Here is a 24565-nt window from a genome sequence, read left to right on the forward strand (position 1 = left end):
ATGTGGAAAAAAATACTCGCAAGTTGCTTGCTGGTCGTCGCATTCACAGCGCCTGTTATGGCCAGCGAAGAACCATTAAAGCTTGACTGGATTGACCTTGTTCCAGAAAAAGAGCGTAAATTGTTCGACAGTATAGGCATGCCTGCATCTGATCACAGTGGTGGCGCAGCCCAGCAGTCCAAGATTGGTAACGTTCGACCAGAACTGAACGGAAGCCAAGTTAAAATTCCGGGGTTTGTTATCCCACTTGAAGGTGATGCCGATACCGTCACCGAATTTTTATTGGTGCCATATTTTGGAGCTTGTATTCACGTGCCACCACCGCCTCCAAACCAGATCATTTACGTGAAGTTTCCGAAAGGCGCGCCTGTTCAAGAGTTGTGGGATGTCATATATGTGGTTGGAACGTTGAAAACCGAGACGATAAACCACGAACTGGCAGAAACGGCTTACGTTATTGAGGGATCAAAAATAGAAGCCTACGACGATATGTAATTTAAGTCGTCGATAAGCCTCGCTACACCTAAGGCGTCACACTGGCGCCTTTTTTAGCTTTGTGCTACACGATATAACGAGATAAATACGCTAACACGCCCACATAAATAACCAAAAGAAACGCTATCGACAGGTGCTTTTTGAGTTTACCTGCTTCTGAGAACTTCATAGCCCCTCCAAAATAACGATAACAATTTTAACAACTCATTATCATTTTGAATAGCCCTATTCGTTCAAAAACTGAGAACTCCTGTCTGGTCGCTTGGTCAGATAAGGTGTAAATTTAAACGTGCGAACCGCGCAGTTCTTGGTAGGAAAACGAATGGCAGACCCGACAAAGCAACCTGTTGTCATCGAACATCAGTCAGACACAAAAAAAAATACGCAACAAGAAAAGAAACAAGGCTACATAAAAGACAGTGCTAGTAAGGTAAAAACCATAGCCCAAATACACGGTCTTGACGCCTTACTGCAAACCGAACCGCCAGCCAAATCTGCGTTTGAAAGAGCCCAATTGCGAGAGCAAAGACGCCAAGAACAGCGACAAAAAAACTTAGAACAGATTTTAAAATTAGCGCACAGTTCATGCCGAGATGAGACAGCGGGAGAGCCAGACCAAGATTGGTTGCATCGATTTTTTGAGATGGCTCAAGACATCCATAACAGCGCGATGCAAAAGCTATGGGCTCAAGTGATGAAGCGTGAAGTGACCAATCCGGGTTCAACGTCCATGAAAGCGTTGAAAACCCTCAAGGATATGTCACCAAAGGAAGCACAAACTCTGCAAAGAGCCGCCTCTTTAGCGTGCAGTTTTGGAGGGGATCACAGCAGAAAACTGCTGATTGGTTACAAAGCCCAAGGAGGCATATTTAGCTTCGGCAAGCGAGACGTCGCTAACAGCCTAAATATGGGAAGTTTTCAACTGCCGTATTCAAGCTTGTTGCTCTTAATTGAATTAGGGCTGCTGCACAGTGCCGAACTTGAATCTGGCGAAATTAGTATCGAGACACCGTTGGTCCTCACCTACCAAGGTAAAAACTTGTCACTGAACGTAAACAGTAAAGGTGTCCGCCTTTTATATTACCGCTTCACACCCACAGGTAATGAGCTCTGTACCTTACTCGGAAACAAACCACATGCCAAATACTACGATCAAATGCTTGCACTGTTAAATCATAGATTTAGTGTCCATAGTGAAGCTAAAAGTACGGTTCATCATACCGTCTAGCCAGCTTGAGAAGCATTTGACCACCTATGATCCAAATACTTCTCCAGCTGCTCAAAGAGCTTTAGGTCACCTATGATCTAAATGCTTTTTTATCGGATCACACCGCGTTGTTTAAGATCGATTAAGCACAAATCCACCAGCTCATCGACACTCTTTTCTCCCGCGGGCAAATCGATTTCAGGGTTCTCTGGCGCTTGATATTCCGAATCAATACCAGTGAAATTAGGAATCTCTCCCGCACGGGCTTTACGGTATAAACCCTTAGGATCTCGACCTTCGCAAACCTCTAGAGATGCATTGACATACACTTCAATAAACTCGCCTTCTGGCAATAAATCGCGTACTAACTTCCGCTCTGCACGATGCGGTGAAATAAACGCCGACAGAACAATTAAACCCGCATCTGCCATCAACTTCGCCAGTTCACCAATGCGACGAATGTTCTCGCGACGGTCCTGTTCAGAAAAACCTAAATCGCTACACAAACCATGTCGTACATTGTCACCATCCAATAAATAGGTGTGGTAACCCAATGCTGCAAGGCGATTTTCCAACGCCCCTGCTACGGTTGATTTACCCGCTCCAGATAAACCAGTGAACCACAATACGGCAGGTTTTTGCTTCTTTAATTCAGCACGAAGCTGTTTATCAACCGAATGCTGGTGCCAAACAATGTTTTCATCTTTTACCGTCGTTTCGGCAGTCATAACGTATCCTTGTAAATATCGGAATTAAAACGGGAAAAAGACCGGGATCAAAGTAAGTACTAATACAGAGTACACAATCGAAATTGGCACTCCAATTCTCACGTAGTCGGTCAATTTGTAATTTCCTACGCTGTACACCAGCAGGTTAGTTTGGTAACCGTAGGGAGAGATAAAGCTCGCACTCGCGCCGAACAAAACCGCCATGATGAATGGCATCGGATCCACGCCATAACCCACCGCCATGCTATAGCCGATAGGAAAAGAAAGCGCAGCCGCGGCATTGTTTGTCACCAATTCAGTGAGTACCAATGTCATGATATAAGTCGCCACCAAGGCACCAAATACTCCCCAGCCATTAAACGCTTCAATAAACATCACTCCCATTCGTTCTGACAATCCAGAAGAGATCATCAGTTGAGCAATAGACAAAGCGGAACCGACAATCACGACGATATCAATCGGAAAACGGCGGCGCAGTTCTGAAATCTGCACAATACCAAACGCAATAAGCGCGATAAGGTACGTAGCTAGACCTTTAATAATCGGTACTAACTCTAATAGAGCGCATCCAATTACGGCTGCAAAGCCCAGTAATACAATGGAAGACTTATTAGTATCAAGCCGAGCGCTAGAGTCCAAGTCATGCACTAAAACAAACTCTTTACGATGAGCTCGGCGTTCAGACTCAAAACGCTTGCCTGGAACCAGAACTAACGTGTCCCCTGGCGCTAAGGTAATGCTACCCAAGCCACCTTCTAGGCGTTCGTGGCCTCGGCGAATCGCCACAACAACGGCATCGAATCGGTCGCGGAATCGGCTCTCTTTGAGGGTTTTGTAGCAAAACGTCGCCGACGAGCTCACCACAACTTCGATAAAGTTTTGCCCATTTAAGTGCTGCTGACCAAACAACTTGAGGCCCGGAATTTCTTGCAGGGTCGCGACGCTCTCAACATCGCCACAAAATAACAGGCGGTCTTTTGCATTGAGCACAAAATCCGGCCCCACAGAAGAAACAGTAACACCATCGCGCACCACTTCTGCAAGAAACAGTTTGCGCAGCGCACGTAAATTATTCTCGCTGATCGTACGCCCAACTAACGGTGAGCCTGGCTCAACGCGAGACTCAAGAAAGTAAGGTAAATCTTCTTGGTTTTGATCATCATAATTCGGTAGCAAGTAGCTGAGCGGGATAAGAATCAGCATCCCTCCCACCAGCACAGCCAAACCTATCATCGTGGGTGTAAAAAAGCTCAGGCTCGGTAAGCCTGCGTCTTCGACAAAGCTGTTGATGATTAAGTTAGTCGACGTACCAATCAAAGTTAACGTGCCACCAAAAATGGCGGCGTAAGACAAGGGAATAAGTAATTTCGAAGGTGCATGCTGCTGATTACGCTTAATCGCCCCAATCAATGAGACAACCACAGCGGTATTATTCGTAAATGAAGAAAGCAAGGCGGTCGACACACCGAGCTTAGCAATCACGCTGCCTAACTGGCCCTCAGAGATACTTCGGCTCACCCAACTGATCAGCAGTGTTTTTTCTAGAGCACAGGATGCAAGAATCAATAGAACCAGGGTTAACAATGAAGAGTTGGTAAAATTGGATGCGATAGTGGCTGAATCCATCATCCCAGCCATGAATGCAATAAAAGCGGCACCCGCAAAGACATAACTAGGCTTAATTTTCGTGACAAGCAAGCAAGTGATAATGCCAAGCAAAATCGCTAACACAAACCCTTGTTCCCACATAGCCTTTCCTTACCAAATAGCCCTAAAGAGCACAACAACGACTCATTTATCCATGAGACACCGACAAACGAGTAAACAGACAAAAATCAGCGCAAGCGAAAAGAACATCAGAATGCTCGGTTTTCTTGGGCTCCACCGAAGCACTCTGGTATTAGGAGAATACCTAACGACATTTCGCAATTCAGTTAGGTAGCGACGCCCCAAGTACAACAGCAGACAGAGCCTGAAATTATCGTACTTGGGTAAGCCAGTTACTTTTTCAGAAACTGGCTGACGTCTTTTGCTTCCCAGTGTGGGAAGTGTTTACGGACAAGCGCATTAAGCTCAACTTCAAACGCAGAGATGTCCGTCAAATCGCGCTCAACCACGGCGAGGCTCTCTTTAACCATGCCAGCACCAACCGTCACGTTTGTCAGACGATCGATAATGATAAAGCCACCGGTATCTGCACAGTCTTGATAATTGTCCAGCGCGACTGACTCATTAAGAGACCATTCACACAAACCAATACCATTCAATGGCAGCTCTGCCGAGCTATGAGTCGAGAGATTATTAATGTCATATTGATGACGAATCGCTTCAACATGACCTACGGTTTTCTTACCTGCGATTTTGATGTCATAGTCACGACCCGGTTGCAGGGGTTGCTCTGTCATCCACACCACATCGGCAAGCAAATGGTTTGTGGTTTCCACTTGAGCATTATCTAGAACAATTAAGTCGCCACGGCTAATATCGATCTCATCGCTTAGCGTCAGAGTGACAGCTAATCCGGCACGAGCTTCTTCGATATCACCATCAAAGGTCACAATACGAGCCACAGTTGACGTTTTACCCGATGGCAATGCTTTAATGGCATCACCGACTTTGATCGAACCAGAAGAAATGGTCCCCGCAAAACCACGGAAATCGAGGTTAGGACGATTAACGTATTGCACAGGGAAGCGGAATTCACCCGCGCCTTTTTCTTGATCCACATCGACCGTTTCAAGAAGCTCAAGCAATGATGGGCCTTTAAACCAAGTCAGGTTTTGGCCTTTATCCACCACATTGTCCCCTTCAAGCGCTGAGATCGGGATGATTTGAATATCAATATCCCCTGTCAGATTCTCAGAGAACTTCAGATACTCATCGCGGATCTCTTCAAAGCGCTCTTGGGAGTAATCCACTAAGTCCATCTTGTTGATCGCCACAACAAAGTGCTTCAATCCCAATAGGTTGGAAATGAAAGAGTGACGACGAGTTTGATCGAGAATGCCCTTACGTGCATCAACCAGAATCACAGCTAAGTCACATGTCGAGGCACCTGTAGCCATGTTACGTGTGTACTGCTCGTGTCCAGGAGTATCTGCAATGATGAATTTACGTTTCTGCGTCGAGAAATAGCGGTAAGCCACATCAATCGTGATCCCCTGCTCACGCTCAGCTTGTAAGCCATCGACCAACAACGCAAGGTCAGGCTTTTCACCCGTGGTACCCACACGTTGGCTGTCTGAGTGCACTGCCGCTAGCTGATCTTCATAAATTTGTTTTGAGTCATGGAGTAAGCGACCGATTAATGTACTTTTACCGTCATCCACCGAGCCACAAGTCAAGAATCTAAGTAACGACTTGTACTGGTGTTGTGTTAAATAGCCTTCGATACCAAGCTCGGCTAATTGAGCTTCAACTGCACTGTTCATTATCTTTCCTTAGATCCTTTAGAAGTAACCTTGACGTTTCTTAAGCTCCATCGATCCTGACTGATCGTGGTCGATCGCTCGGCCTTGGCGCTCACTCGACGTTGCCACCAGCATCTCTTCGATAATGCCAGTTAAAGTGTTTGCTTCAGACTCGATGGCACCAGTCAATGGATAACAACCAAGGGTACGGAAGCGCACACTCTTCTCTTCAATCACTTCACCCGGTTGAAGCTCCATACGATCATCATCAACCATGATCAGCATGCCATCGCGTTCAACAACTGGGCGTTTGTCCGCGAGGTAAAGCGGCACGATCTCGATGTTTTCTAAATAGATGTATTGCCAGATATCAAGCTCAGTCCAGTTAGACAGCGGGAATACACGAATGCTCTCACCCTTATTAACCTGACCGTTGTACGTCTTCCATAGCTCAGGACGTTGGTTTTTAGGGTCCCATGTATGGTTCTTATCGCGGAATGAATACACGCGCTCTTTCGCCCGTGATTTCTCTTCGTCGCGGCGCGCACCACCAAAGGCAGCATCAAAACCGTACTTGTTCAGCGCTTGTTTTAAGCCTTGAGTCTTCATGATGTCAGTGTGCTTAGAAGAACCATGAACAAACGGACTACAGCCCATGGCTAGACCTTCTGGATTCTTATGTACCAAAAGCTCAAAACCGTATTTGGCCGCGGTGCGATCACGAAATTCAATCATCTCGCGGAACTTCCAATCGGTGTCAACATGCAGCAATGGAAATGGAATCTTACCTGGGTAAAAAGCTTTACGCGCAAGGTGCAGCATCACTGATGAGTCTTTACCAATCGAATACATCATGACTGGGTTATCAAACTCAGCCGCAACTTCACGGATGATGTGGATACTCTCCGCTTCGAGTTGTTTAAGGTGAGTTAAACGTTGTTGGTCCATGTTTTGTATTTCCTTTTTAAGCTTGAAGGCGCATTACGTCTCTAATCTTTGGTCTGAAATTATATGGAGTTGGCAATAGCACTTTTGTTGAATTCAGTACTAGACAAAAACCAGTCTAACTTTTGAGACAGTCGCACTACCTCTCCGACAACAATCAAAGATGGCGACTGTGCTTCCTTCGATAAATCAGAGAGTTGGGAGAGTTCTCCCGTAAATACTTTTTGTTGAATCTGCGTGCCACGCTCAATAATGGCAATCGGAGTCGACGCTGAACGACCATGCTTAATGAGTTGATTCTGAATATAGTGTGATTTCATCAGCCCCATGTAGATCACTAAAGTCTGATTCCCACGCGCCAACGTGGACCAATCCATCTCATCACTTTCTTCTTTCAAGTGGCCAGTCACAAAGATGGCCGATTGCGCATAATCACGATGAGTCAGTGGAATACCAGCATAAGCGGTTGCGCCAGCTGCTGCGGTAATGCCAGGGACAACTTGAAAACGAACGCCGGCATCAGCAAGCACTTCTAACTCTTCACCACCACGACCGAATACAAACGGATCCCCACCTTTAATGCGCACTACTTTGTAGCCCTGCTTGGCAAAATCCACCAAAAGCTGATTCGTCTTCTCCTGCGGCACACTGTGATGCCCAGCTCGCTTCCCAACGCACACTAAAATCGTATCGCTTGGAATCAATGCCATGATTTCTTCAGACACCAAGTAGTCGTACAAAACCACGTCAGCTTGCTGCAAGCAGTTCAGTGCTTTCACCGTCAGAAGTTCAGGATCGCCTGGTCCTGCACCTACTAAGGCAACTTCACCAGGCTGTAGCGATTGCTTTGCAAAACGAGTAACACCAGCGACTGGGTTGTCAGAAACTAACCGGGGCTTTGGTTTAGGAAAAGAAGTGACTGAATCGTTCGTTGCCATGTGCTTGCTCATCGTCCATTGATATCGTTATGCAAGCATTATGGCGGGGCGTTTATATTACCTGAAATTCTAAAATTTCATTTTTTATTCAAAAATCTGCTAAGAAGTTTTTGTTTGGTCTCATTCAAAAGCGTGAAAAAGTCGGCGGTTAATATGAATAAGGTTCAGTAAACTGATTAATGTTCACAGTTTTCTGTATCTTTATCATCGAGTTGCATCTGTGTTTGATACATTACGCAGTACGATTTCCCCTTATCATTGAATTGGAGCACCAAATGAAAGTGGCAGTTCATCCTATTTCCCTCGCAGTATTAAGTGGCATGCTAACGCTTGCTGGCCCAGCAATGGCCGATACCATCAAGCTTCGTATTATCGAAACCACCGACATTCACACCAACGTGATGGATTACGATTACTACAAAGACCAACCATCACAGCAAATCGGTTTAAGTCGCGCAGCGACAATAGTGAAACAAGCTAAGTCCGAGACAGAAAACACGGTACTAGTAGATAACGGTGATTTAATTCAGGGCAGCCCAATGGGCGATTACATGGCGGCGAAAGGGATTAACGCTGGCGATGTGCACCCAGTCTACAAGGCGATGAACCAACTAGACTACGATGTGGGCAACATTGGCAATCATGAGTTCAACTATGGCCTAGACTTTCTACAAAAGACGTTGGCGGGCGCTAACTTCCCTTACATCAACGCAAACGTATTTGTTGAACAAACCGGTGAGCATTACTTCAAACCTTACCTCATTAAAACTCACACCTTTAAAGACACAAACGGCGAAGCGCATCAAATAAAAGTGGGTTACATCGGCTTTGTACCACCACAAATTATGGTCTGGGATAAGAAGAACTTAGAAGGCAAAGTCTTTGCTAAAGACATTAAGGAAACAGCAGAGAAACTGATTCCTCAAATGAAGAAAGAAGGCGCAGACGTGATTGTGGCGATTCCACACTCGGGCATTTCTACTGATCCATACAAACTAGGCGCTGAAAACTCTGTTTACTACCTCACAGAAGTTGAAGGTATTGATGCGATTGCTTTTGGCCACTCTCACGCCGTCTTCCCAGGGAAAGACTTCGCAAACCTACCTGGTGTTGATATAGATAAAGGGACCATCAATGGTGTAACGTCCGTGATGCCGGGCCGCTGGGGAAGTCACGTAGGTGTGATGGATTTGATGCTGAAAGAGAAAGACGGCAGATGGCAAGTCGTCGAAGGCCAAGCAGAAGCACGCCCTATCTTCGATAAAGTAAATAAAAAGTCATTAGCTAAAGCCGATGAAGATATTGTGAAAGCGTTAGAAGAAGATCACAAAGGCACTCGTGAATTTGTAAATCAACCAATCGGCAAAGCAAATGATGTCATGTACAGCTTCTTGGCATTAGTGCAGGACGACCCCACCATTCAAATCGTTAACCTTGCTCAGAAAGACTACGTAGAACGCTTTATTCAAGGCGACCCAGACCTTTCTGACATTCCAGTACTGAGTGCGGCAGCACCATTTAAAGTCGGCGGTCGTAAGAACGATCCGAATAACTTTACAGAAGTAGAATCCGGTCAGCTCACCTTCCGTAATGCGGCCGATCTTTACTTATATCCAAACACCTTGGTTGCGATGAAAGTGAAAGGTAAAGAAGTTCGCGAATGGCTAGAGTGCAGTGCGGGTCAATTCAACCACATCGACATCAACAATCCTGAATCGCAATCTTTGATTGATTGGGATAATTTCCGTACGTACAACTTCGATGTTATTGATGGGGTTAACTACCAAATCGACGTTACCCAACCGCCGAAGTACGATGCGGATTGTAAAGTGATTAATCCAGCTTCTCAGCGCATTGTGAATCTGACGTTCAATGGTAAGCCTGTCAATCCGAAGCAAGATTTCATCATCGCAACCAATAACTACCGTGCTTATAGCAATACTTTCCCTGGTACAGGCCCAGATTTCATTGCATTTGACGCACCAGATGAAAACCGCTCTGTCGTCGCCACTTATATTTCTCGCGTGAGTGAAGAAAAAGGAGAAGTGACACCAAGCGCTGACAACAACTGGTCTTTCGCACCGATTAAGTCCGATAACAAGCTAGATATTCGTTTCGAAACCTCCCCTAGCGATAAAGCGGCGCAGTTCATCAAAGAGAAAGGACAATACCCAATGAAACGCGTGTCAACAGACGACATTGGTTTCGCAATTTATCAAATCGATCTGAATAAATAAGGTTGATTTGACAACAACACTAAGCGGCTCTCATGAGCCGCTTTTTTGTTATCAATAAAACCCGTTAAAATAAAGAAAACCGTTTCTGAGTTATCACATGCACAGCGATCTTTTTTCAGACTTAGTCAAACATGGCTTTTTAGAGACAGAAGCAAACCAACTTATTGAAAATGGTGAGTTGCTCGAACTGCCTACACGCCACATTCTTGATCACCAAGGGGAGTTTAGCTCACACCTTTACTTCATCATTGAGGGGTTATGCCACGCAAGCTATCTTACTGAGCACGGCAAAGAATTCAGTAAAGAATTTTATTGGGAGAAGGACTGGGTTATCGGGTTTGAGAGCATAATAAAGGACCAACCTTCGCCTTACTTATTGGAAACGCTGAGCGCTTGTCAGCTATTTTGCTTGCCAATTGAAACGTTGCATCTCTGGCGAGCAGAAAAGCACGCCATTTACTTAAAGCTACTCGAAAACCAACTGGTTAATAAAGAGAATAAAGAACGCTTTATGTTGCTCTACTCTCCAGAGGAACGATATCAATTATTTTGCGCTCATTACCCAGATTTAAAGCAACGTATTACCGATAGTCAAATTGCGGCCTACCTGGGCATTACGCCAATCAGTTTGAGTCGAATCAAAGCACGCTTAACCAAAGATCACACTCTCAAATAAACTCAAAAAAGAAAAAAGCTCTTCAAACGAAGAGCTTTGTCTCTGCTATTTGAGCTATTTAAGAATTCGCGCCCGGAACTGGCGCCCTTTCATCTTGCCGTTACTAATGGTCTGTAGAGCCTTTTTAGCCACAGACTTTTCGACGGCAACATAAGCGCGCACAGGGAATAGGTGAATCTTTCCGACTTGAGAGCCTGGAATACCATTTTTTCCTGTCAAACAACCTAAAATATCACCCGGTCGTACTTTCTGTTTCTTACCGCCATCAATGTTAATCGTCACCATTTTCGCTTGGTATGGCTGCTGATTTGATTTGGCAGGCAATGTTGCTGGTACCACGTCCATCTCTAGGTATTCTTCAATACGAGCTACACGTAAACCGTCTTTCTCACCAAAAAAGCTAAACGCTAAACCTTTACTACCCGCACGACCTGTACGACCAATACGGTGCACATGAACCTCAGGATCGCGCGATAGCTCAAAGTTAAAGACAGCATCAAGATTATCAACGTCCAAACCACGCGCTGCAACGTCTGTTGCAACAAGGATAGACACACTCTTGTTAGCAAACTGCACCAATGCTTGGTCGCGTTCACGCTGCTCTAAGTCCCCGTGGATATCGATAACGCTGAATCCTTTGTGATGCAACTCATCTGCGACACTTTGCACTTCTTTTTTGGTATTACAAAAAACCACCGCGGACTCTGGCTGGTGAGTCAGCAGCAAATTCGCCAACGCTTCATCACGTGCTTCCGAGCCTTCAACTTTATAGAAGTACTGCGCAATGCTTGAGGTATCATGCGTCGATTCCACCTTAATCACTTCCGGTGTCTGCATTATACGCTGCGCAATTTGCTCAATTTTCTCTGGAAAAGTAGCACTGAAAAGTAGAGTTTGGCGCTGCTTTGGCGCTGCATCGATGATTGCATCTAATGCGTCTTGGAAACCCATGTCCAACATGCGATCAGCTTCATCTAGCACCAAGGTATTCAGTTCGCTAAGATCAATTCGGCCTTTCTCAAGGTGATCCAAAATACGACCAGGAGTACCAACTAGGATATGCGCACCATGCTCTAACGAACCAATTTGTGGCCCCATTGGCATCCCACCGCAGAGAGTAAGCACTTTAATATTATGAATGCCGCGACCTAAAGTACGAATTTCCTTCGCTACTTGATCTGCAAGCTCACGTGTTGGACACAATACTAATGACTGGACACGAAAGCGTTTGACGTTGAGGTTCGATAAAACCCCTAAACCAAATGCAGCGGTTTTACCTGAGCCCGTTTTACCCTGCCCGATGACATCACGATGTTTTAGGATTGCAGGCAAGCTCAAAGCTTGAATTGGCGTCATGTGGGTATAGTTCAGGGAATCAAGTGTGGCGAGTAACGCTGGGTTCAGCCCAACTTGATCGAATGTTTGTTTGCTCACGGGGATATCCTCAGGTGAGATGGAAAGAGGGCACATTATCACCAGATTTGGTGGGAAAACCAGTGCTAATTAACCTTTGTTAATGAGTATGAGCTCAAAACAAAGTAAAGTCAGTCACTCTATTCTCATTACGGATAACAACATGCTCACTTGGATTACTTTGCCCTTTGCTCAGCTAACAACCACACAGCTGTATGAAATGATGAAATTGCGTGTGGATGTATTCGTTGTTGAACAAACCTGCCCTTACCCTGAACTTGATGGTAAGGACACACTGGAAGGCGTTTATCATCTAATAGGCTATCACGGTGATGAACTGGTTGCTTGCGCAAGATTACTGCCCGCAGGCACTACGTATGACAATGTGAGTATTGGTCGAGTGGTGACAAAGCAGACCGCGCGAGGCGGTGGCTTAGGTCATAAGTTATTGGACAAGGCCTTGGCACAATGCGAAACATTATGGCCAGGACAGACAATAGATATAGGTGCTCAAGAACACCTCATCCAGTTTTATGCTAGTCATGGATTCAAGGTTATCTCAGAGTGCTATCTTGAAGATGGTATCCCTCATGTGGATATGCGGAAAGAATCCGTAGCGCTATAAGTTTCAATTCGATTGGTTACTATGAAAACTAATCGAATTAAAAAACTAACTAAAAAGACGCGATATATTCGCGTCTTTTCATTTGAAGCGTTTACTTGTTACGCCCAAAGGTCCCATCCGACAAACGGAAAAACATAACGGACCGCCCGCTTTTTTCCAGCTGTAGCATATCTAACTCGCCTTCGTCACTAAGCTTAAAGCGAATCAACTGTCCCTGCTTTATTTGGCTTAGCGGCTTATCACTGCCTTCTATTTTGACCAGAGCGCTAAGATCCGCCATAGAGAGCTGATTACTTCTGAAAACCTGCGCTAATGTATCACCATTTTTAACCGTGTACTCTTTCCAATCTTCAGATTTCGGTCCAGAGTTCTGAGAGGTTCTCTGCTGGCTTAAACTCTGCGCGTTCAGCTCAATCGCTACGCGTTGATGATCGACCTCAGTCTGCTCAACTGGTTGATCTGTTTTATTTGGCAAAGGAATAACAAGGAGTACCAGAATCAATGGCACTAAGACCATCAAAGCACGCTGATGAAATTTAGGCAGACGCAACCAAAACTGCTTAACAGGCTGTATACGCTCCAACCATTGCTCTTTGTTGAACGGCTGCTTCCAGTCGATAGCAGCGAATTTTTGTTTAACCAATTCGACATAGTCGACTTGCTGCTTTTTCTTTCTGCGACGATTCATTGTAATGAGTCCCTTAATACTTCTACGGCCAGTATAAAAATACCGACGCGGAGAGTATATGTTTTTCACCAAACTAAAATGGAATTGGGATTAAATTAGCAGAAATTTCACTTGGAGTAAGAGATAAGTCACAACCTGGCCGCCTCAATTAAGCATTCAGTCGCAATCATTTAAACCTAAGCTCGAAACTGATATCCTGTTGCCTTTATCACTCCTAATAAGAGCGACATTCATGTCTGAAATTAAATTTGAAACTGCAGAACAAAAAGCAAGCTACGGCATTGGTCTGCAAATGGGTCAGCAACTTGCAGGCTCTGGTCTTGAAGGTCTTAGCGTTGATGCTATCGCAGCGGGTATTGCAACAGCACTAACTGGTGACATGCCATCAATCGAAATTGATGAAATCAACAAAGCACTACAAGAACTTCACACTCGTGCAGAAACAGCCCGCCAAGAAGCAGCAAAAATTGCGGCAGCAGAAGGCGAAGCGTTCCTAAAAGACAACGCTCTACGACCTGAAGTTAATGTTCTAGACTCTGGTCTTCAGTACGAAATCATTTCTGAAGGTACTGGTGCAGTTCCTACAGCAGAAAGCTCAGTTCGCGTTCACTACCACGGTGAGCTAACTGACGGTACTGTATTCGATAGCTCTGTATCTCGCGGTCAACCTGCTGAATTCCCTGTTACAGGTGTAATCAAAGGTTGGGTAGAGGCACTACAACTAATGCCTGTTGGCTCTAAGTGGAAGCTATACGTACCACAAGATCTTGCGTACGGTGAGCGTGGCGCTGGTGCGGCTATCCCTCCATTTGCAGCTTTAGTTTTCGAAGTAGAACTATTAGATATTATCTAATTGAAACCATTTTCAATTATGATTAAATAAAACGGCGCACTAGCGCCGTTTTTTTGTCTAAACTGAATAAACTATCTCACCTCTGAACCTTTCACTCTGATAGCCTTTAAAAATAAAATCACTTTTAAAAAACGCTCAACCTTTGGAGGTACTATGCGTAAAACACTCCTAACTCTAGCACTCCTATCAATCAACATTGGTAGTGCGCACGCATTCTTAGATTCAGTCACTCAAAAAAGTAAAGAAAGTGGCCTGATGGACATGGTCGGCAGCAGCTTGAACACCGAGTCGTCTCCATTAACAGACATGCTAACTAGCCAATTACCAGTATCCACTGAGCAAGCAGCCGGAGGCAGTGGTGCACTACTCGCTTTGGCTCAAAGCCAGCTTTCGCAAGAAAATAGTAGTGAATTACAGTCTTTGATTCCTGGACTTTCAAACTTGCAAGGAGCACAAAGCTTACTAGGAAATATTGAGAATATCAGTGCAGTAAAAAGTGCATTCGATACGTTAGGTTTAGACCCATCTATGATCAGTCAGTTTGCTCCAGTAATCTTGGATTACTTGAACAAGCAAGGCGCTAGCGAAGGGCTTCTAAGTTCGTTGGGCGGGTTGTGGAATACTAGTAAATAAGCGTAAGTGATAATCACTTTTTAAATTGCCAGTCTGCATCGGTTGAAATAAATGCAGGCTGGATATAAAGGTTTACTGAATTACAGATACAAAAAAGCCGAGCTAATGCTCGGCTTTCTCGTTCTTACGAACTGATTACTCAGCAGCTTCTTCAGCAGCTGGGCGATCTACAAGCTCAATGTAAGCCATTGGAGCTTTATCACCAGCACGGAAGCCAGCTTTTAGGATACGAGTGTAACCGCCCTGACGAGCAGCAAAACGTGGACCTAGTTCGTTAAATAGTTTTGCAACTACTTCGTTGTCACGAGTACGTGCAAATGCTAGACGACGGTTAGCAACACTGTCAGTCTTAGCTAGTGTAATCAAAGGCTCAACTACGCGACGTAGCTCTTTTGCTTTTGGCAAAGTAGTCTTGATAACTTCATGACGTACTAGAGAGCTAGCCATGTTGCTGAACATCGCTTTGCGATGTGAGCTGTTGCGGTTGAGTTGACGACCACTCTTACGATGGCGCATGACCTAATCCTTCTAACTAGTATCGATTAATCTTCAGCGATTGATGCAGGTGGCCAGTTTTCTAGGCGCATGCCCAGAGACAGACCACGTGACGCAAGTACGTCTTTAATCTCAGTAAGAGACTTTTTACCAAGGTTAGGCGTTTTAAGTAGCTCAACCTCAGTACGTTGTACTAGATCACCGATGTAGTGAATCGCTTCTGCTTTCAGACAGTTAGCAGAGCGAACTGTTAGTTCAAGATCGTCTACAGGACGCAGTAGGATCGGATCGAATTCTGGCTTCTCTTCCTTCTCCTCAGGAACTCGTACATCACGAAGATCTACGAATGCATCCAATTGTTCAGCTAGGATTGTAGCTGCACGACGGATTGCTTCCTCAGGTTCTAGAGTACCGTTTGTTTCCATATCGATAACAAGCTTGTCTAGATCAGTACGCTGTTCTACACGAGCTGCTTCTACAGCGTAGGCAATTTTGTCTACTGGGCTGTAAGTAGCATCTACTAGTAGGCGACCGATAGGACGCTCGTCTTCTTCGTTATGGATACGCGCAGAAGCTGGAACATAACCACGACCACGTTCAACTTTGATACGCATTGCGATCTCAGCGTTGTCATCCGTTAGGTGACAAATTACGTGTTCAGGGTTAGCGATCTCTACATCACCATCATGGGTGATGTCACCTGCAACCACAGGGCCCGAGCCTGATTTGTTCAAAGTAATGAACACTTCATCTTTGCCTTCGGCAACGCGCACAGCCAAACCTTTAAGGTTTAGAAGAATTTCAAGAATATCTTCTTGAACGCCTTCTTTCGTGCTGTACTCATGAAGTACGCCTTCAATTTCTACTTCTGTTACAGCACAACCTGGCATAGAAGATAGAAGGATGCGGCGAAGTGCATTACCCAGAGTATGACCAAAGCCACGCTCTAATGGCTCAAGAGTTACTTTTGCGTGAGTCGAGCTGATTTGTTCGATGTCAACTAGACGTGGCTTAAGAAATTCTGTTACAGAACCCTGCATTGTGTCCTCTCTTTAGTTTAAACCTTACTTAGAGTAAAGCTCGACGATCAATTGTTCGTTGATGTCAGCTGATAGATCAGAACGCTCAGGCATACGCTTGAATGTACCTTCCATCTTGCCACCATCTACTTCAATCCAAGTTGGTTTTTCACGTTGTTCAGCAACTTCTAGAGCTGCTTTGATACGAGCTTGCTGTTTAGCTTTCTCGCGAATAGAAACAACGTCATTAGCCGCTACTTTGAAAGAAGGAACGTTTACAACTTTACCGTTTACTAGGATAGCTTTGTGGCTAACTAGCTGACGTGCTTCTGCGCGAGTTGCGCCAAAGCCCATGCGGTAAACTACGTTATCAAGACGACCTTCAAGAAGCTGAAGTAGGTTTTCACCAGTGTTGCCTTTTAGGCGAGCAGCTTCTTTGTAGTAGTTACGGAATTGTTTTTCTAAAACGCCGTACATACGACGTACTTTTTGCTTCTCACGAAGCTGAACGCCATACTCAGATAGACGACCGCGACGAGCGCCGTGTACACCTGGTGCGTTATCAATTTTACACTTGGTATCGATCGCGCGAACACCAGACTTAAGGAATAAGTCAGTGCCTTCACGACGGCTAAGCTTCAGCTTAGGACCCAAATATCTTGCCATGATTCTTCTCCAATTGTCCTAGAAACGTTATACGCGACGTTTCTTAGGTGGACGACAACCGTTATGAGGGATTGGTGTAGCATCAACGATGTTTGTGATGCGGAAACCAGCGGCGTTTAGTGCACGAACAGTAGATTCGCGACCTGGACCAGGACCCTTAACCATAACTTCCAAGTTCTTTAGGCCGTATTCTTTAGCCATTTCAGCACAACGCTCAGCAGCAACCTGTGCAGCGAACGGAGTAGACTTACGAGAACCACGGAAACCAGAACCACCTGCAGTAGCCCATGCAAGAGCGTTACCTTGACGGTCAGTAATGGTTACGATTGTGTTATTGAAAGAAGCATGGATGTGCGCAACGCCATCTGCAACTTGCTTGCGTACGCGCTTACGAGCGCGAGTTGGTTGTTTAGCCATTGTACTCTACCTTCCCGATTATTTCTTGATCGGCTTACGCGGACCCTTACGGGTGCGAGCGTTGGTTTTAGTACGCTGTCCACGTAGTGGTAGACTGCGACGATGACGAAGACCACGGTAACAGCCAAGGTCCATAAGACGCTTGATGTTCATAGATACTTCACGACGTAGATCACCTTCTACAGTGTACTTAGCTACACCATCACGCAGTTGATCGATCTGCTCTTCAGTTAGTTCACTGATCTTAACATTTTCAGCAATACCCACTTCAGCTAGGATAGCTTGAGAGCGAGTTTTACCGATGCCGTAGATCGCTGTTAGAGCGATTACTGCATGTTTCTGATCAGGAATGTTAATGCCTGCTATACGGGCCATTATTCACTCCTAAGTGTTTCTATAAAAGAATTAGCCGCAGCAAAGCCCGTTATGGATACGCTGCGGAATACTACTTCTTTTGCACGCAAAAGGTAGGCCGAGGAATATACTCGACCCAACCTTCATTTTCAAGTAAAAATTTCTGCTAATTAGCCTTGGCGCTGTTTGTGCTTTGGCTCACTGCAAATCACGCGAACGACACCGTTACGCTTGATTACTTTACAGTTACGGCAGATTTTTTTAACGGAAGCACGAACTTTCATTGCTAAACTCCGTAAATGAAACTGAGTCTACCGCCGGATTAACGGCCGTAGCCTTTCAGATTCGCTTTCTTCAACACAGAATCATACTGTTGAGACATCAGATGAGTCTGTACCTGTGCCATAAAGTCCATAATTACAACAACTACGATTAGTAGCGATGTACCGCCGAAGTAGAAACGTACGTTCCACGCGACCATCATGAACTCGGGAATCAGACAGATAAAGGTAATGTACAGTGCACCAGCAAGGGTTAGACGTGTCATTACTTTATCAATGTATTTCGCTGTCTGCTCACCTGGGCGGATACCGGGTACGAATGCACCAGACTTCTTCAAGTTATCTGCTGTTTCACGTGGGTTGAAAACCAACGCCGTGTAGAAGAAACAGAAGAAGATAATTGCTGCTGCATAAAGCATTACATACAACGGTTGACCTGGGCTAAGAGCCAAAGACACGTCAGTTAACCAACCGAACGCGCTGCTCTCACCGTTTTGACCAAACCACTGAGCCAATGTTCCTGGGAACAAGATAATACTTGATGCAAAAATCGCTGGAATTACACCTGCCATGTTAATTTTAAGAGGCAAGTGCGAGCTTTGCGCAGCAAATACTTTACGACCTTGTTGACGTTTCGCATAGTTAACGACGATTCGGCGTTGACCACGTTCCATGAAAACAACGAAGTAAATTACTGCAAAAGCTAATACCGCGATTAGCAACAGAAGAAGTACATGCAATTCACCTTGACGCGCTTGCTCGATTGTTTGACCGATTGCAGAAGGCAATCCAGCAACAATACCTGCAAAAATTAGTATCGAAATACCATTACCAATTCCGCGCTCTGTAATTTGTTCACCTAACCACATCAAGAACATGGTACCGGTTACTAAACTTACGGTAGCAATTAGCGTAAACATGGTTTGGTTGATAACAACCAGATTGTCGACCATGTTTGGTAGGCCAGTTGCAATACCTATAGCTTGGAAGGTTGCAAGTACAAGCGTGCCGTAGCGTGTGTATTGGCTTATCTTACGACGGCCTGCTTCACCCTCTTTTTTGAGTTCAGCTAACGCTGGATGAACTACAGTTAGCAATTGGACAACAATAGATGCCGAAATATACGGCATGATGCCCAATGCTAATATAGATGCACGCTCAAGAGCACCACCGGAGAACATGTTAAACATTTCAACGATGGTACCTTTTTGCTGTTCGAACAAATCGGCAAGTACAGCAGCGTCAATACCAGGAATCGGCACAAAAGAGCCGGCTCGGAATACTAAAAGTGCACCAATTACGAATAACAAGCGCGACTTTAGTTCACTTAAGCCGCTCTGAGCACTACGAAAATCTTGTCCTGGTTTCTTAGCCATCTGTACCTCGTTCCTCGAGATTATTCCTCGATTTTACCGCCTGCAGCTTCGATTGCAGCTTTAGCGCCTTTAGTCACACGTAGACCTTTAACAGTCACTGCTTTGTTGATTTCACCAGAAAGAACAACTTTTACAAATTCGATGTTCTTAGTGATGATGTTAGCAGCTTTAAGACTGTTTAGATCAACTACGTCACCAGAAACTTTCGCTAGCTCAGCTAGACGAACTTCAGCAGACACTAGGCTCTTACGAGAAGTGAAACCGAATTTTGGTAGACGTTGTTTCAGAGGCATCTGACCGCCTTCGAAACCTGGACGAACACTGCCGCCAGAACGTGATTTTTGACCTTTGTGACCACGGCCACCAGTTTTACCTAGGCCTGAACCGATACCACGACCTACTCGCTTCGCAGAAGTTTTCGCGCCAGCAGCCGGTGCTAGAGTATTCAAACGCATTCTGATTACTCCTCAACTTTAACCATGTAGTAAACCTTGTTGATCATACCGCGAATACACGGAGTATCTTCAAGTTCTACTGTGTGGTTGATTTTACGAAGACCTAGACCGCGCAAAGTAGCTTTGTGCTTTGGCAGACGACCAATTGAGCTTTTAGTTTGAGTTACTTTAATAGTTGCCATGGTGTTCTTACTCCGAAATAGATTCAACAGTTAGACCACGTTTAGCAGCAACCATTTCTGGTGACTTCATGCTACCTAGTGCATCGATCGTTGCACGAACGATGTTGATAGGGTTCGTAGAACCGTACGCTTTAGATAGTACGTTGTGTACACCAGCAACTTCTAGTACTGCACGCATCGCACCACCTGCGATAACACCAGTACCTTCTGCAGCAGGCTGCATGTAAACTTTAGAGCCCGAATGGCGACCTTTCACTGGGTGGTGAAGAGTGCCTTCGTTTAGAGCGATCGTAGTCATGTTACGACGCGCTTTTTCCATTGCTTTTTGAATCGCTGCAGGTACTTCACGAGCTTTGCCGTAACCGAAACCTACACGACCGTTACCGTCACCAACTACTGTTAGTGCAGTGAAGCTCATGATTCGACCACCTTTAACCGTTTTAGAAACACGGTTAACTGCGATTAGCTTTTCTTGCAAATCATTCGCTTGAACTTGTTGTTCTTTAGCCATCTTCCAACCCTACCTTAGAATTTCAGACCAGCTTCGCGAGCAGATTCTGCTAGCGCCGCTACTCGACCGTGGTATTGGAAACCAGAACGATCAAATGCAACTGCAGTTACGCCCTTCTCTAGAGCGCGCTCAGCAATAGCTTTACCCACTGCTTTAGCTGCATCAACGTTACCAGTGTATTTCACTTGCTCACGGATCGCTTTTTCTACAGTAGAAGCTGCTGCGATAACCTCAGAGCCGTTAGCCGCGATAACCTGTGCGTACACGTGACGAGGAGTACGGTGTACAACTAGGCGAGTCGCACCCAGTTCTGCAATCTTACGACGTGCACGTGTAGCACGACGGATGCGAGATGCTTTCTTATCCATAGTGTTACCTTACTTCTTCTTAGCTTCTTTAGTACGCACATTTTCATCTGCGTAACGAACACCTTTGCCTTTGTATGGCTCAGGCTCACGGTAAGAACGAATGTCAGCCGCAACTTGACCAACTAGTTGCTTGTCAGCACCAGTGATCACGATTTCAGTTTGGCTTGGACATTCAGCTTTAATACCCGCTGGCAACTCGTGCTCAACTGGGTGTGAGAAGCCTAGTGTTAGACCTACAGCGTTGCCTTTGATAGCAGCACGGTAACCTACACCTTTAAGAGTTAGCTTCTTAGTAAAGCCTTCAGTAACACCAACAACCATGTTGTTAACTAGAGCGCGAGCAGTACCTGCTTGAGCCCATGCGTTAGCAACACCTTCTTTAGGACCGAAAGTCAGGTTATTTTCTTCCTGAGCGATTACAACTGCGTTGTTAAGAACGCGAGTTAGTTCGCCTTTCGCACCTTTTACAGTGATTTCTTGGCCGTTTAGTTTCACCTCTACGCCAGCTGGAATAGCGACAGGTGCTTTTGCAACACGAGACATAGTCTACTCCTTATTAAGCTACGTAAGCGATGATTTCACCACCAAGACCTGCTTTACGTGCAGCGCGGTCTGACATAAGACCCTTGGAAGTAGAAACGATAGCAATACCAAGACCACCCATTACAGAAGGAAGTTCATCTTTCTTCTTGTAAACACGTAGACCTGGACGAGAAACACGTTTAAGTTGCTCGATTACTGGTTTAGCTTGGAAGTACTTAAGTGTAACTTCTAGCTCAGGTTTTGCTTCGCCTTCAACAGCGAAGTCAACGATGTAACCTTCAGCTTTTAGTAGTGCAGCAATTGCAACTTTAAGCTTTGAAGAAGGCATTTTTACAGCAACTTTGTTTGCTGCCTGACCGTTACGAACGCGGGTCAGCATATCCGAAATCGGATCTTGCATGCTCATATGATTTACTCCAAATGATTAAGTGGCAATTACCAGCTAGCCTTACGAAGACCCGGAATCTCGCCTTTCATGCAAGCTTCACGAACCTTAATACGGCTTAGACCGAACTTACGTAGGTAACCGTGTGGACGACCAGTTTGGTTGCAACGGTTGCGCTGACGTGATGCACTTGAATCACGTGGAAGAGATTGCAGTGTAAGAACCGCGTTCCAACGATCTTCTTCAGATGCGTTTACATCGCTGATGATAGCTTTTAGCGCTGCACGCTTTTCAGCGAACTTAGCTACTAGCTTCGCACGTTTTGCTTCACGTGCTTTCATTGAATTTTTAGCCATAACAGTAACCCTTCACCTTACTTACGGAATGGGAAGTTAAAGGCAGCCAGCAGAGCACGGCCTTCCTCATCAGTACCAGCAGACGTCGTAATAGTGATGTCTAGACCGCGTACTCGATCAACTTTATCAAAGTCGATTTCCGGGAAGATGATTTGCTCGCGAACGCCCATGCTGTAGTTACCGCGACCGTCAAAAGACTTAGCGCTAACACCACGGAAGTCACGTACACGTGGAAGAGCGATGTTAATTAAACGCTCAAGAAAATCCCACATACGTTCGCCACGCAAGGTTACTTTACAACCGATAGGGTAGCCTTCACGGATTTTGAAACCTGCAACAGATTTGCGCGCTTTTGTGATAAGTGGCTTTTGACCAGAGATCGTTGCCATATCAGACGCTGCATTTTCTAGCAGTTTCTTATCGTTGATTGCTTCACCAACACCCATGTTTAGGGTGATTTTCTCGATTCTAGGGACTTGCATGACGCTTGTGTAACCGAACTGTTTGGTCAGTTCAGCGACTACAGACGACTTGTAGTAATCATGCAGTTTCGCCATAGTAGAACTCCAAATTACTTCTATTAGTTAGAAACGGTTTCGCCGTTAGACTTGAAGAAACGAACTTTTTTGCCGTCTTCAAAACGGAAACCGATACGGTCAGCTTTACCAGTAGCTGCGTTAAAGATAGCCACGTTAGAAACGTCGATAGCTGCTTCTTGCTCTACGATACCGCCTTGGATACCCATAGCTGGAACAGGTTTCTGATGTTTCTTAACTAGGTTGATACCTTCAACGATAACTTTACCAGTTGCTAGAACCTTAGTTACTTTACCTTTCTTGCCTTTGTCTTTACCAGCAAGAACGATTACTTCGTCATTACGACGGATTTTAGCTGCCATTTCTACGTGCTCCTTACAGAACTTCTGGAGCCAGTGAAACGATCTTCATGAACTTATCGCCACGAAGTTCGCGTGTCACAGGACCAAAGATACGTGTACCGATTGGTTGCTCAGTATTGTCGTTTAGCAATACGCAAGCATTTCGGTCGAAGCGAATGACAGAACCGTCAGGACGACGTACGCCTTTACGGGTGCGCACTACCACCGCCTTCAGAACATCACCTTTTTTAACTTTACCGCGAGGGATTGCTTCCTTCACAGTAACTTTGATGACGTCACCGATATGTGCATAACGGCGGTGAGAGCCACCCAGAACCTTAATACACATTACGCTGCGTGCGCCTGAGTTATCAGCTGCGTCCAGCATACTTTGCATTTGGATCATGTTAGTGCTCCGCTAAATATTAATAACTAGACCCATCACGGGTCGGGCTGCCTCTTTAAAAGGGACGCGAATTGTACCACCCTTTTTTGTGATTGGGTAGTCAAAAAATAAACGGCTCCAAAAATATTTTGGAGCCGCTTTAGTTTCATAGAATTAACGAGATTAAATCTTCGCCTTTTCTAGAACTTTTACCAAAGTCCAAGACTTAGTCTTAGACAGTGGACGACACTCTGCGATTTCAACTGTGTCGCCTAGGCCACACTCGTTGTTCTCGTCATGTGCGTGTACTTTAGTCGTACGTTTTACGTATTTACCGTAGATTGGGTGTTTTACGAAACGTTCGATAGCAACAGTGATAGACTTGTCCATCTTGTCGCTAACAACACGACCTTGTTGAGTACGTTTTACTTCGCTCATTATGCGCCTGCCTTCTCAGTCAAAACAGTTTTCACACGTGCGATATCACGGCGTACAGCTTTCAGAGTATGAGTTTGCTGTAGTTGACCAGTCGCAGCTTGCATGCGCAAGTTGAACTGTTCGCGTAGCAAATTCATTAGCTCAGCGTTAAGCTCTTCAACGCTTTTCTCGCGTAGATCTTGTGCTTTCATCACATCACCTGCTTAGTTACAAATGTAGTTTTGAAAGGCAGTTTACGTGCCGCAAGACGGAACGCTTCACGTGCCAATTCTTCAGGTACACCACCCATTTCGTACATAACCTTACCAGGTTGGATTTGGGCTACCCAGTACTCAACGTTACCTTTACCCTTACCTTGACGAACTTCAAGTGGTTTTTCTGTGATTGGTTTGTCTGGGAACACACGGATCCAGATTTTACCTTGACGCTTAACGTGACGTGTCATTGCACGACGTGCCGCTTCGATTTGACGAGCAGTTAGACGACCACGGCCAACAGCTTTAAGACCGAATTCGCCGAAGCTTACATCAGTACCTTTAGCTAGACCACGGTTACGACCAGTCTGAACCTTACGGAACTTAGTACGTTTAGGTTGTAGCATCTGTCGAC

The 24565-nt window shown here is 45.3% G+C and carries 34 protein-coding genes; 7 read left to right on the forward strand and 27 right to left on the reverse strand.

Annotated features, from left to right (window positions below; all coding sequences use genetic code 11):
• Positions 1–495 (forward strand): DUF3299 domain-containing protein, encoded by a 495-nt coding sequence (locus R7Z78_RS13190; protein WP_115385702.1) that lies wholly within the window; start codon positions 1–3, stop codon positions 493–495.
• A 322-nt stretch (positions 496–817) separates the two neighbouring features.
• Positions 818–1723, forward strand: coding sequence for a TIGR03899 family protein (locus R7Z78_RS13195; protein ID WP_104975809.1), 906 nt, complete (start codon positions 818–820; stop codon positions 1721–1723).
• A gap of 89 nt (positions 1724–1812) precedes the next feature.
• Here R7Z78_RS13195 and cysC read toward each other — a convergent pair whose 3' ends face one another.
• The 5 genes from cysC to cobA all read right to left on the reverse strand — a co-directional run bounded on the left by cysC (position 1813) and on the right by cobA (position 7723).
• Positions 1813–2430, reverse strand: coding sequence for an adenylyl-sulfate kinase (gene cysC, locus R7Z78_RS13200; protein WP_104975808.1), 618 nt, complete (start codon positions 2428–2430; stop codon positions 1813–1815).
• Between the two features lie 24 nt (positions 2431–2454).
• Positions 2455–4179: an SLC13 family permease gene (locus tag R7Z78_RS13205; RefSeq protein WP_115385701.1), complete on the reverse strand. Its 1725-nt coding sequence runs from the start codon at positions 4177–4179 to the stop codon at positions 2455–2457.
• 251 nt (positions 4180–4430) lie between these two features.
• Positions 4431–5861: a sulfate adenylyltransferase subunit CysN gene (cysN, locus tag R7Z78_RS13210; protein WP_017633444.1), complete on the reverse strand. Its 1431-nt coding sequence runs from the start codon at positions 5859–5861 to the stop codon at positions 4431–4433.
• 18 nt (positions 5862–5879) lie between these two features.
• Positions 5880–6788 carry a sulfate adenylyltransferase subunit CysD gene (gene cysD, locus R7Z78_RS13215; protein WP_005379592.1) on the reverse strand — a complete coding sequence of 303 codons (909 nt, stop codon included), beginning with the start codon at positions 6786–6788 and terminating at the stop codon, positions 5880–5882.
• A gap of 59 nt (positions 6789–6847) precedes the next feature.
• A complete protein-coding gene (gene cobA, locus R7Z78_RS13220) occupies positions 6848–7723 on the reverse strand; it encodes a uroporphyrinogen-III C-methyltransferase (protein WP_031780800.1) in 876 nt (291 codons plus the stop codon).
• Between the two features lie 275 nt (positions 7724–7998).
• Between cobA and cpdB the strand changes: the two genes are divergently transcribed.
• Together cpdB and R7Z78_RS13230 are read left to right on the forward strand one after the other, a co-directional pair.
• Positions 7999–9960: a 2',3'-cyclic-nucleotide 2'-phosphodiesterase gene (cpdB, locus tag R7Z78_RS13225; RefSeq protein ID WP_169644234.1), complete on the forward strand. Its 1962-nt coding sequence runs from the start codon at positions 7999–8001 to the stop codon at positions 9958–9960.
• A 97-nt stretch (positions 9961–10057) separates the two neighbouring features.
• Entirely contained in the window at positions 10058–10636 is a 579-nt protein-coding gene (locus R7Z78_RS13230; protein ID WP_169644236.1) for a Crp/Fnr family transcriptional regulator, read from the forward strand.
• 54 nt (positions 10637–10690) lie between these two features.
• Here R7Z78_RS13230 and dbpA read toward each other — a convergent pair whose 3' ends face one another.
• Positions 10691–12070: an ATP-dependent RNA helicase DbpA gene (gene dbpA, locus R7Z78_RS13235; protein WP_005379583.1), complete on the reverse strand. Its 1380-nt coding sequence runs from the start codon at positions 12068–12070 to the stop codon at positions 10691–10693.
• 142 nt (positions 12071–12212) lie between these two features.
• Here dbpA and R7Z78_RS13240 point away from each other — a divergent pair, with 142 nt between their 5' ends.
• Positions 12213–12674, forward strand: a complete 462-nt coding sequence (locus tag R7Z78_RS13240; protein WP_017820295.1) for a GNAT family N-acetyltransferase — start codon at positions 12213–12215, stop codon at positions 12672–12674.
• A 91-nt stretch (positions 12675–12765) separates the two neighbouring features.
• Here R7Z78_RS13240 and R7Z78_RS13245 read toward each other — a convergent pair whose 3' ends face one another.
• Complete coding sequence (locus R7Z78_RS13245) at positions 12766–13362, reverse strand: LysM-like peptidoglycan-binding domain-containing protein (protein WP_017820296.1); 597 nt, start codon at positions 13360–13362, stop codon at positions 12766–12768.
• Between the two features lie 232 nt (positions 13363–13594).
• Between R7Z78_RS13245 and R7Z78_RS13250 the strand changes: the two genes are divergently transcribed.
• Both R7Z78_RS13250 and R7Z78_RS13255 read left to right on the forward strand, forming a co-directional pair.
• On the forward strand, positions 13595–14215 hold the full coding sequence (locus R7Z78_RS13250) for an FKBP-type peptidyl-prolyl cis-trans isomerase (RefSeq protein ID WP_005383137.1): 621 nt from the start codon (positions 13595–13597) through the stop codon (positions 14213–14215).
• Positions 14216–14368: 153 nt separating this feature from the next.
• Positions 14369–14848 carry a DUF2780 domain-containing protein gene (locus tag R7Z78_RS13255; protein ID WP_017820297.1) on the forward strand — a complete coding sequence of 160 codons (480 nt, stop codon included), beginning with the start codon at positions 14369–14371 and terminating at the stop codon, positions 14846–14848.
• A gap of 135 nt (positions 14849–14983) precedes the next feature.
• Here R7Z78_RS13255 and rplQ read toward each other — a convergent pair whose 3' ends face one another.
• From rplQ to rplP, 20 genes are all read right to left on the reverse strand, one after another.
• Positions 14984–15364, reverse strand: coding sequence for a 50S ribosomal protein L17 (gene rplQ, locus R7Z78_RS13260; RefSeq protein ID WP_005383141.1), 381 nt, complete (start codon positions 15362–15364; stop codon positions 14984–14986).
• 26 nt (positions 15365–15390) lie between these two features.
• Positions 15391–16383: a DNA-directed RNA polymerase subunit alpha gene (locus R7Z78_RS13265; RefSeq protein ID WP_005383143.1), complete on the reverse strand. Its 993-nt coding sequence runs from the start codon at positions 16381–16383 to the stop codon at positions 15391–15393.
• Positions 16384–16407: 24 nt separating this feature from the next.
• Entirely contained in the window at positions 16408–17028 is a 621-nt protein-coding gene (gene rpsD, locus R7Z78_RS13270) for a 30S ribosomal protein S4 (protein ID WP_005383146.1), read from the reverse strand.
• 27 nt (positions 17029–17055) lie between these two features.
• A complete protein-coding gene (gene rpsK / locus R7Z78_RS13275; RefSeq protein ID WP_001118870.1) occupies positions 17056–17445 on the reverse strand; it encodes a 30S ribosomal protein S11 in 390 nt (129 codons plus the stop codon).
• Between the two features lie 18 nt (positions 17446–17463).
• The gene (gene rpsM, locus R7Z78_RS13280) at positions 17464–17820 is read right to left on the reverse strand and encodes a 30S ribosomal protein S13 (protein WP_005383154.1); all 357 of its coding nucleotides are present in this window, start codon (positions 17818–17820) and stop codon (positions 17464–17466) included.
• A gap of 149 nt (positions 17821–17969) precedes the next feature.
• Complete coding sequence (rpmJ, locus tag R7Z78_RS13285) at positions 17970–18083, reverse strand: 50S ribosomal protein L36 (RefSeq protein ID WP_000868186.1); 114 nt, start codon at positions 18081–18083, stop codon at positions 17970–17972.
• A gap of 38 nt (positions 18084–18121) precedes the next feature.
• Complete coding sequence (gene secY / locus R7Z78_RS13290) at positions 18122–19456, reverse strand: preprotein translocase subunit SecY (protein ID WP_005379562.1); 1335 nt, start codon at positions 19454–19456, stop codon at positions 18122–18124.
• 20 nt (positions 19457–19476) lie between these two features.
• Positions 19477–19911, reverse strand: a complete 435-nt coding sequence (gene rplO, locus R7Z78_RS13295; protein ID WP_005383155.1) for a 50S ribosomal protein L15 — start codon at positions 19909–19911, stop codon at positions 19477–19479.
• Positions 19912–19916: 5 nt separating this feature from the next.
• Positions 19917–20093 (reverse strand): 50S ribosomal protein L30, encoded by a 177-nt coding sequence (gene rpmD / locus R7Z78_RS13300; RefSeq protein ID WP_005379565.1) that lies wholly within the window; start codon positions 20091–20093, stop codon positions 19917–19919.
• 7 nt (positions 20094–20100) lie between these two features.
• On the reverse strand, positions 20101–20604 hold the full coding sequence (rpsE, locus tag R7Z78_RS13305) for a 30S ribosomal protein S5 (RefSeq protein WP_004745894.1): 504 nt from the start codon (positions 20602–20604) through the stop codon (positions 20101–20103).
• A 14-nt stretch (positions 20605–20618) separates the two neighbouring features.
• Positions 20619–20972, reverse strand: coding sequence for a 50S ribosomal protein L18 (gene rplR / locus R7Z78_RS13310; RefSeq protein WP_005379568.1), 354 nt, complete (start codon positions 20970–20972; stop codon positions 20619–20621).
• A gap of 9 nt (positions 20973–20981) precedes the next feature.
• Complete coding sequence (gene rplF / locus R7Z78_RS13315; RefSeq protein ID WP_005379570.1) at positions 20982–21515, reverse strand: 50S ribosomal protein L6; 534 nt, start codon at positions 21513–21515, stop codon at positions 20982–20984.
• Between the two features lie 13 nt (positions 21516–21528).
• Positions 21529–21921 carry a 30S ribosomal protein S8 gene (gene rpsH / locus R7Z78_RS13320; RefSeq protein ID WP_005379572.1) on the reverse strand — a complete coding sequence of 131 codons (393 nt, stop codon included), beginning with the start codon at positions 21919–21921 and terminating at the stop codon, positions 21529–21531.
• Positions 21922–21950: 29 nt separating this feature from the next.
• Positions 21951–22256, reverse strand: coding sequence for a 30S ribosomal protein S14 (gene rpsN / locus R7Z78_RS13325; RefSeq protein ID WP_004410442.1), 306 nt, complete (start codon positions 22254–22256; stop codon positions 21951–21953).
• Positions 22257–22273: 17 nt separating this feature from the next.
• Positions 22274–22813: a 50S ribosomal protein L5 gene (gene rplE / locus R7Z78_RS13330; protein WP_005379573.1), complete on the reverse strand. Its 540-nt coding sequence runs from the start codon at positions 22811–22813 to the stop codon at positions 22274–22276.
• A 23-nt stretch (positions 22814–22836) separates the two neighbouring features.
• On the reverse strand, positions 22837–23154 hold the full coding sequence (rplX, locus tag R7Z78_RS13335; protein ID WP_005379574.1) for a 50S ribosomal protein L24: 318 nt from the start codon (positions 23152–23154) through the stop codon (positions 22837–22839).
• 13 nt (positions 23155–23167) lie between these two features.
• Positions 23168–23539: a 50S ribosomal protein L14 gene (gene rplN, locus R7Z78_RS13340; protein ID WP_004410450.1), complete on the reverse strand. Its 372-nt coding sequence runs from the start codon at positions 23537–23539 to the stop codon at positions 23168–23170.
• A gap of 162 nt (positions 23540–23701) precedes the next feature.
• On the reverse strand, positions 23702–23956 hold the full coding sequence (gene rpsQ / locus R7Z78_RS13345; protein WP_005379575.1) for a 30S ribosomal protein S17: 255 nt from the start codon (positions 23954–23956) through the stop codon (positions 23702–23704).
• Entirely contained in the window at positions 23956–24147 is a 192-nt protein-coding gene (gene rpmC, locus R7Z78_RS13350; RefSeq protein ID WP_005379576.1) for a 50S ribosomal protein L29, read from the reverse strand. Before rpmC ends, rpsQ begins: the two co-directional genes overlap by 1 nt.
• Positions 24147–24557: a 50S ribosomal protein L16 gene (gene rplP / locus R7Z78_RS13355; RefSeq protein ID WP_005379577.1), complete on the reverse strand. Its 411-nt coding sequence runs from the start codon at positions 24555–24557 to the stop codon at positions 24147–24149. Before rplP ends, rpmC begins: the two co-directional genes overlap by 1 nt.
• Positions 24558–24565: the final 8 nt, after the last annotated feature.

This window comes from Vibrio sp. 1167 (assembly GCF_033340375.1).
Classification (GTDB): Bacteria; Pseudomonadota; Gammaproteobacteria; order Enterobacterales; family Vibrionaceae; genus Vibrio; species Vibrio alginolyticus.

Excerpts from the sequence above, each read along its gene's own strand:
- rplP (WP_005379577.1), bottom strand. The coding sequence starts at position 24,557 with ATGCTACAACCTAAACGTACTAAGTTCCGTAAGGTTCAGACTGGTCGT.
- secY (WP_005379562.1), bottom strand. The coding sequence starts at position 19,456 with ATGGCTAAGAAACCAGGACAAGATTTTCGTAGTGCTCAGAGCGGCTTA.
- R7Z78_RS13190 (WP_115385702.1), top strand. The coding sequence starts at position 1 with ATGTGGAAAAAAATACTCGCAAGTTGCTTGCTGGTCGTCGCATTCACA.
- cysD (WP_005379592.1), bottom strand. The coding sequence starts at position 6,788 with ATGGACCAACAACGTTTAACTCACCTTAAACAACTCGAAGCGGAGAGT.
- rplX (WP_005379574.1), bottom strand. The coding sequence starts at position 23,154 with ATGGCAGCTAAAATCCGTCGTAATGACGAAGTAATCGTTCTTGCTGGT.
- rpsH (WP_005379572.1), bottom strand. The coding sequence starts at position 21,921 with ATGAGCATGCAAGATCCGATTTCGGATATGCTGACCCGCGTTCGTAAC.
- rpsN (WP_004410442.1), bottom strand. The coding sequence starts at position 22,256 with ATGGCTAAAAATTCAATGAAAGCACGTGAAGCAAAACGTGCGAAGCTA.
- R7Z78_RS13245 (WP_017820296.1), bottom strand. The coding sequence starts at position 13,362 with ATGAATCGTCGCAGAAAGAAAAAGCAGCAAGTCGACTATGTCGAATTG.
- R7Z78_RS13265 (WP_005383143.1), bottom strand. The coding sequence starts at position 16,383 with ATGCAGGGTTCTGTAACAGAATTTCTTAAGCCACGTCTAGTTGACATC.
- rplE (WP_005379573.1), bottom strand. The coding sequence starts at position 22,813 with ATGGCGAAACTGCATGATTACTACAAGTCGTCTGTAGTCGCTGAACTG.
- rpmC (WP_005379576.1), bottom strand. The coding sequence starts at position 24,147 with ATGAAAGCACAAGATCTACGCGAGAAAAGCGTTGAAGAGCTTAACGCT.
- R7Z78_RS13205 (WP_115385701.1), bottom strand. The coding sequence starts at position 4,179 with ATGTGGGAACAAGGGTTTGTGTTAGCGATTTTGCTTGGCATTATCACT.
- cysN (WP_017633444.1), bottom strand. The coding sequence starts at position 5,861 with ATGAACAGTGCAGTTGAAGCTCAATTAGCCGAGCTTGGTATCGAAGGC.
- R7Z78_RS13195 (WP_104975809.1), top strand. The coding sequence starts at position 818 with ATGGCAGACCCGACAAAGCAACCTGTTGTCATCGAACATCAGTCAGAC.
- R7Z78_RS13240 (WP_017820295.1), top strand. The coding sequence starts at position 12,213 with ATGCTCACTTGGATTACTTTGCCCTTTGCTCAGCTAACAACCACACAG.
- rplO (WP_005383155.1), bottom strand. The coding sequence starts at position 19,911 with ATGCGTTTGAATACTCTAGCACCGGCTGCTGGCGCGAAAACTTCTGCG.
- cpdB (WP_169644234.1), top strand. The coding sequence starts at position 7,999 with ATGAAAGTGGCAGTTCATCCTATTTCCCTCGCAGTATTAAGTGGCATG.
- R7Z78_RS13250 (WP_005383137.1), top strand. The coding sequence starts at position 13,595 with ATGTCTGAAATTAAATTTGAAACTGCAGAACAAAAAGCAAGCTACGGC.
- cobA (WP_031780800.1), bottom strand. The coding sequence starts at position 7,723 with ATGGCAACGAACGATTCAGTCACTTCTTTTCCTAAACCAAAGCCCCGG.
- rplF (WP_005379570.1), bottom strand. The coding sequence starts at position 21,515 with ATGTCTCGTGTTGCAAAAGCACCTGTCGCTATTCCAGCTGGCGTAGAG.
- rpsM (WP_005383154.1), bottom strand. The coding sequence starts at position 17,820 with ATGGCCCGTATAGCAGGCATTAACATTCCTGATCAGAAACATGCAGTA.
- rpsQ (WP_005379575.1), bottom strand. The coding sequence starts at position 23,956 with ATGAGCGAAGTAAAACGTACTCAACAAGGTCGTGTTGTTAGCGACAAG.
- rpsE (WP_004745894.1), bottom strand. The coding sequence starts at position 20,604 with ATGGCTAAAGAACAACAAGTTCAAGCGAATGATTTGCAAGAAAAGCTA.
- rpmD (WP_005379565.1), bottom strand. The coding sequence starts at position 20,093 with ATGGCAACTATTAAAGTAACTCAAACTAAAAGCTCAATTGGTCGTCTG.
- rpsK (WP_001118870.1), bottom strand. The coding sequence starts at position 17,445 with ATGGCTAAACAACCAACTCGCGCTCGTAAGCGCGTACGCAAGCAAGTT.
- rplR (WP_005379568.1), bottom strand. The coding sequence starts at position 20,972 with ATGGATAAGAAAGCATCTCGCATCCGTCGTGCTACACGTGCACGTCGT.
- rplQ (WP_005383141.1), bottom strand. The coding sequence starts at position 15,364 with ATGCGCCATCGTAAGAGTGGTCGTCAACTCAACCGCAACAGCTCACAT.
- rpmJ (WP_000868186.1), bottom strand. The coding sequence starts at position 18,083 with ATGAAAGTTCGTGCTTCCGTTAAAAAAATCTGCCGTAACTGTAAAGTA.
- R7Z78_RS13255 (WP_017820297.1), top strand. The coding sequence starts at position 14,369 with ATGCGTAAAACACTCCTAACTCTAGCACTCCTATCAATCAACATTGGT.
- R7Z78_RS13230 (WP_169644236.1), top strand. The coding sequence starts at position 10,058 with ATGCACAGCGATCTTTTTTCAGACTTAGTCAAACATGGCTTTTTAGAG.
- cysC (WP_104975808.1), bottom strand. The coding sequence starts at position 2,430 with ATGACTGCCGAAACGACGGTAAAAGATGAAAACATTGTTTGGCACCAG.
- rpsD (WP_005383146.1), bottom strand. The coding sequence starts at position 17,028 with ATGGCAAGATATTTGGGTCCTAAGCTGAAGCTTAGCCGTCGTGAAGGC.
- rplN (WP_004410450.1), bottom strand. The coding sequence starts at position 23,539 with ATGATCCAAATGCAAAGTATGCTGGACGCAGCTGATAACTCAGGCGCA.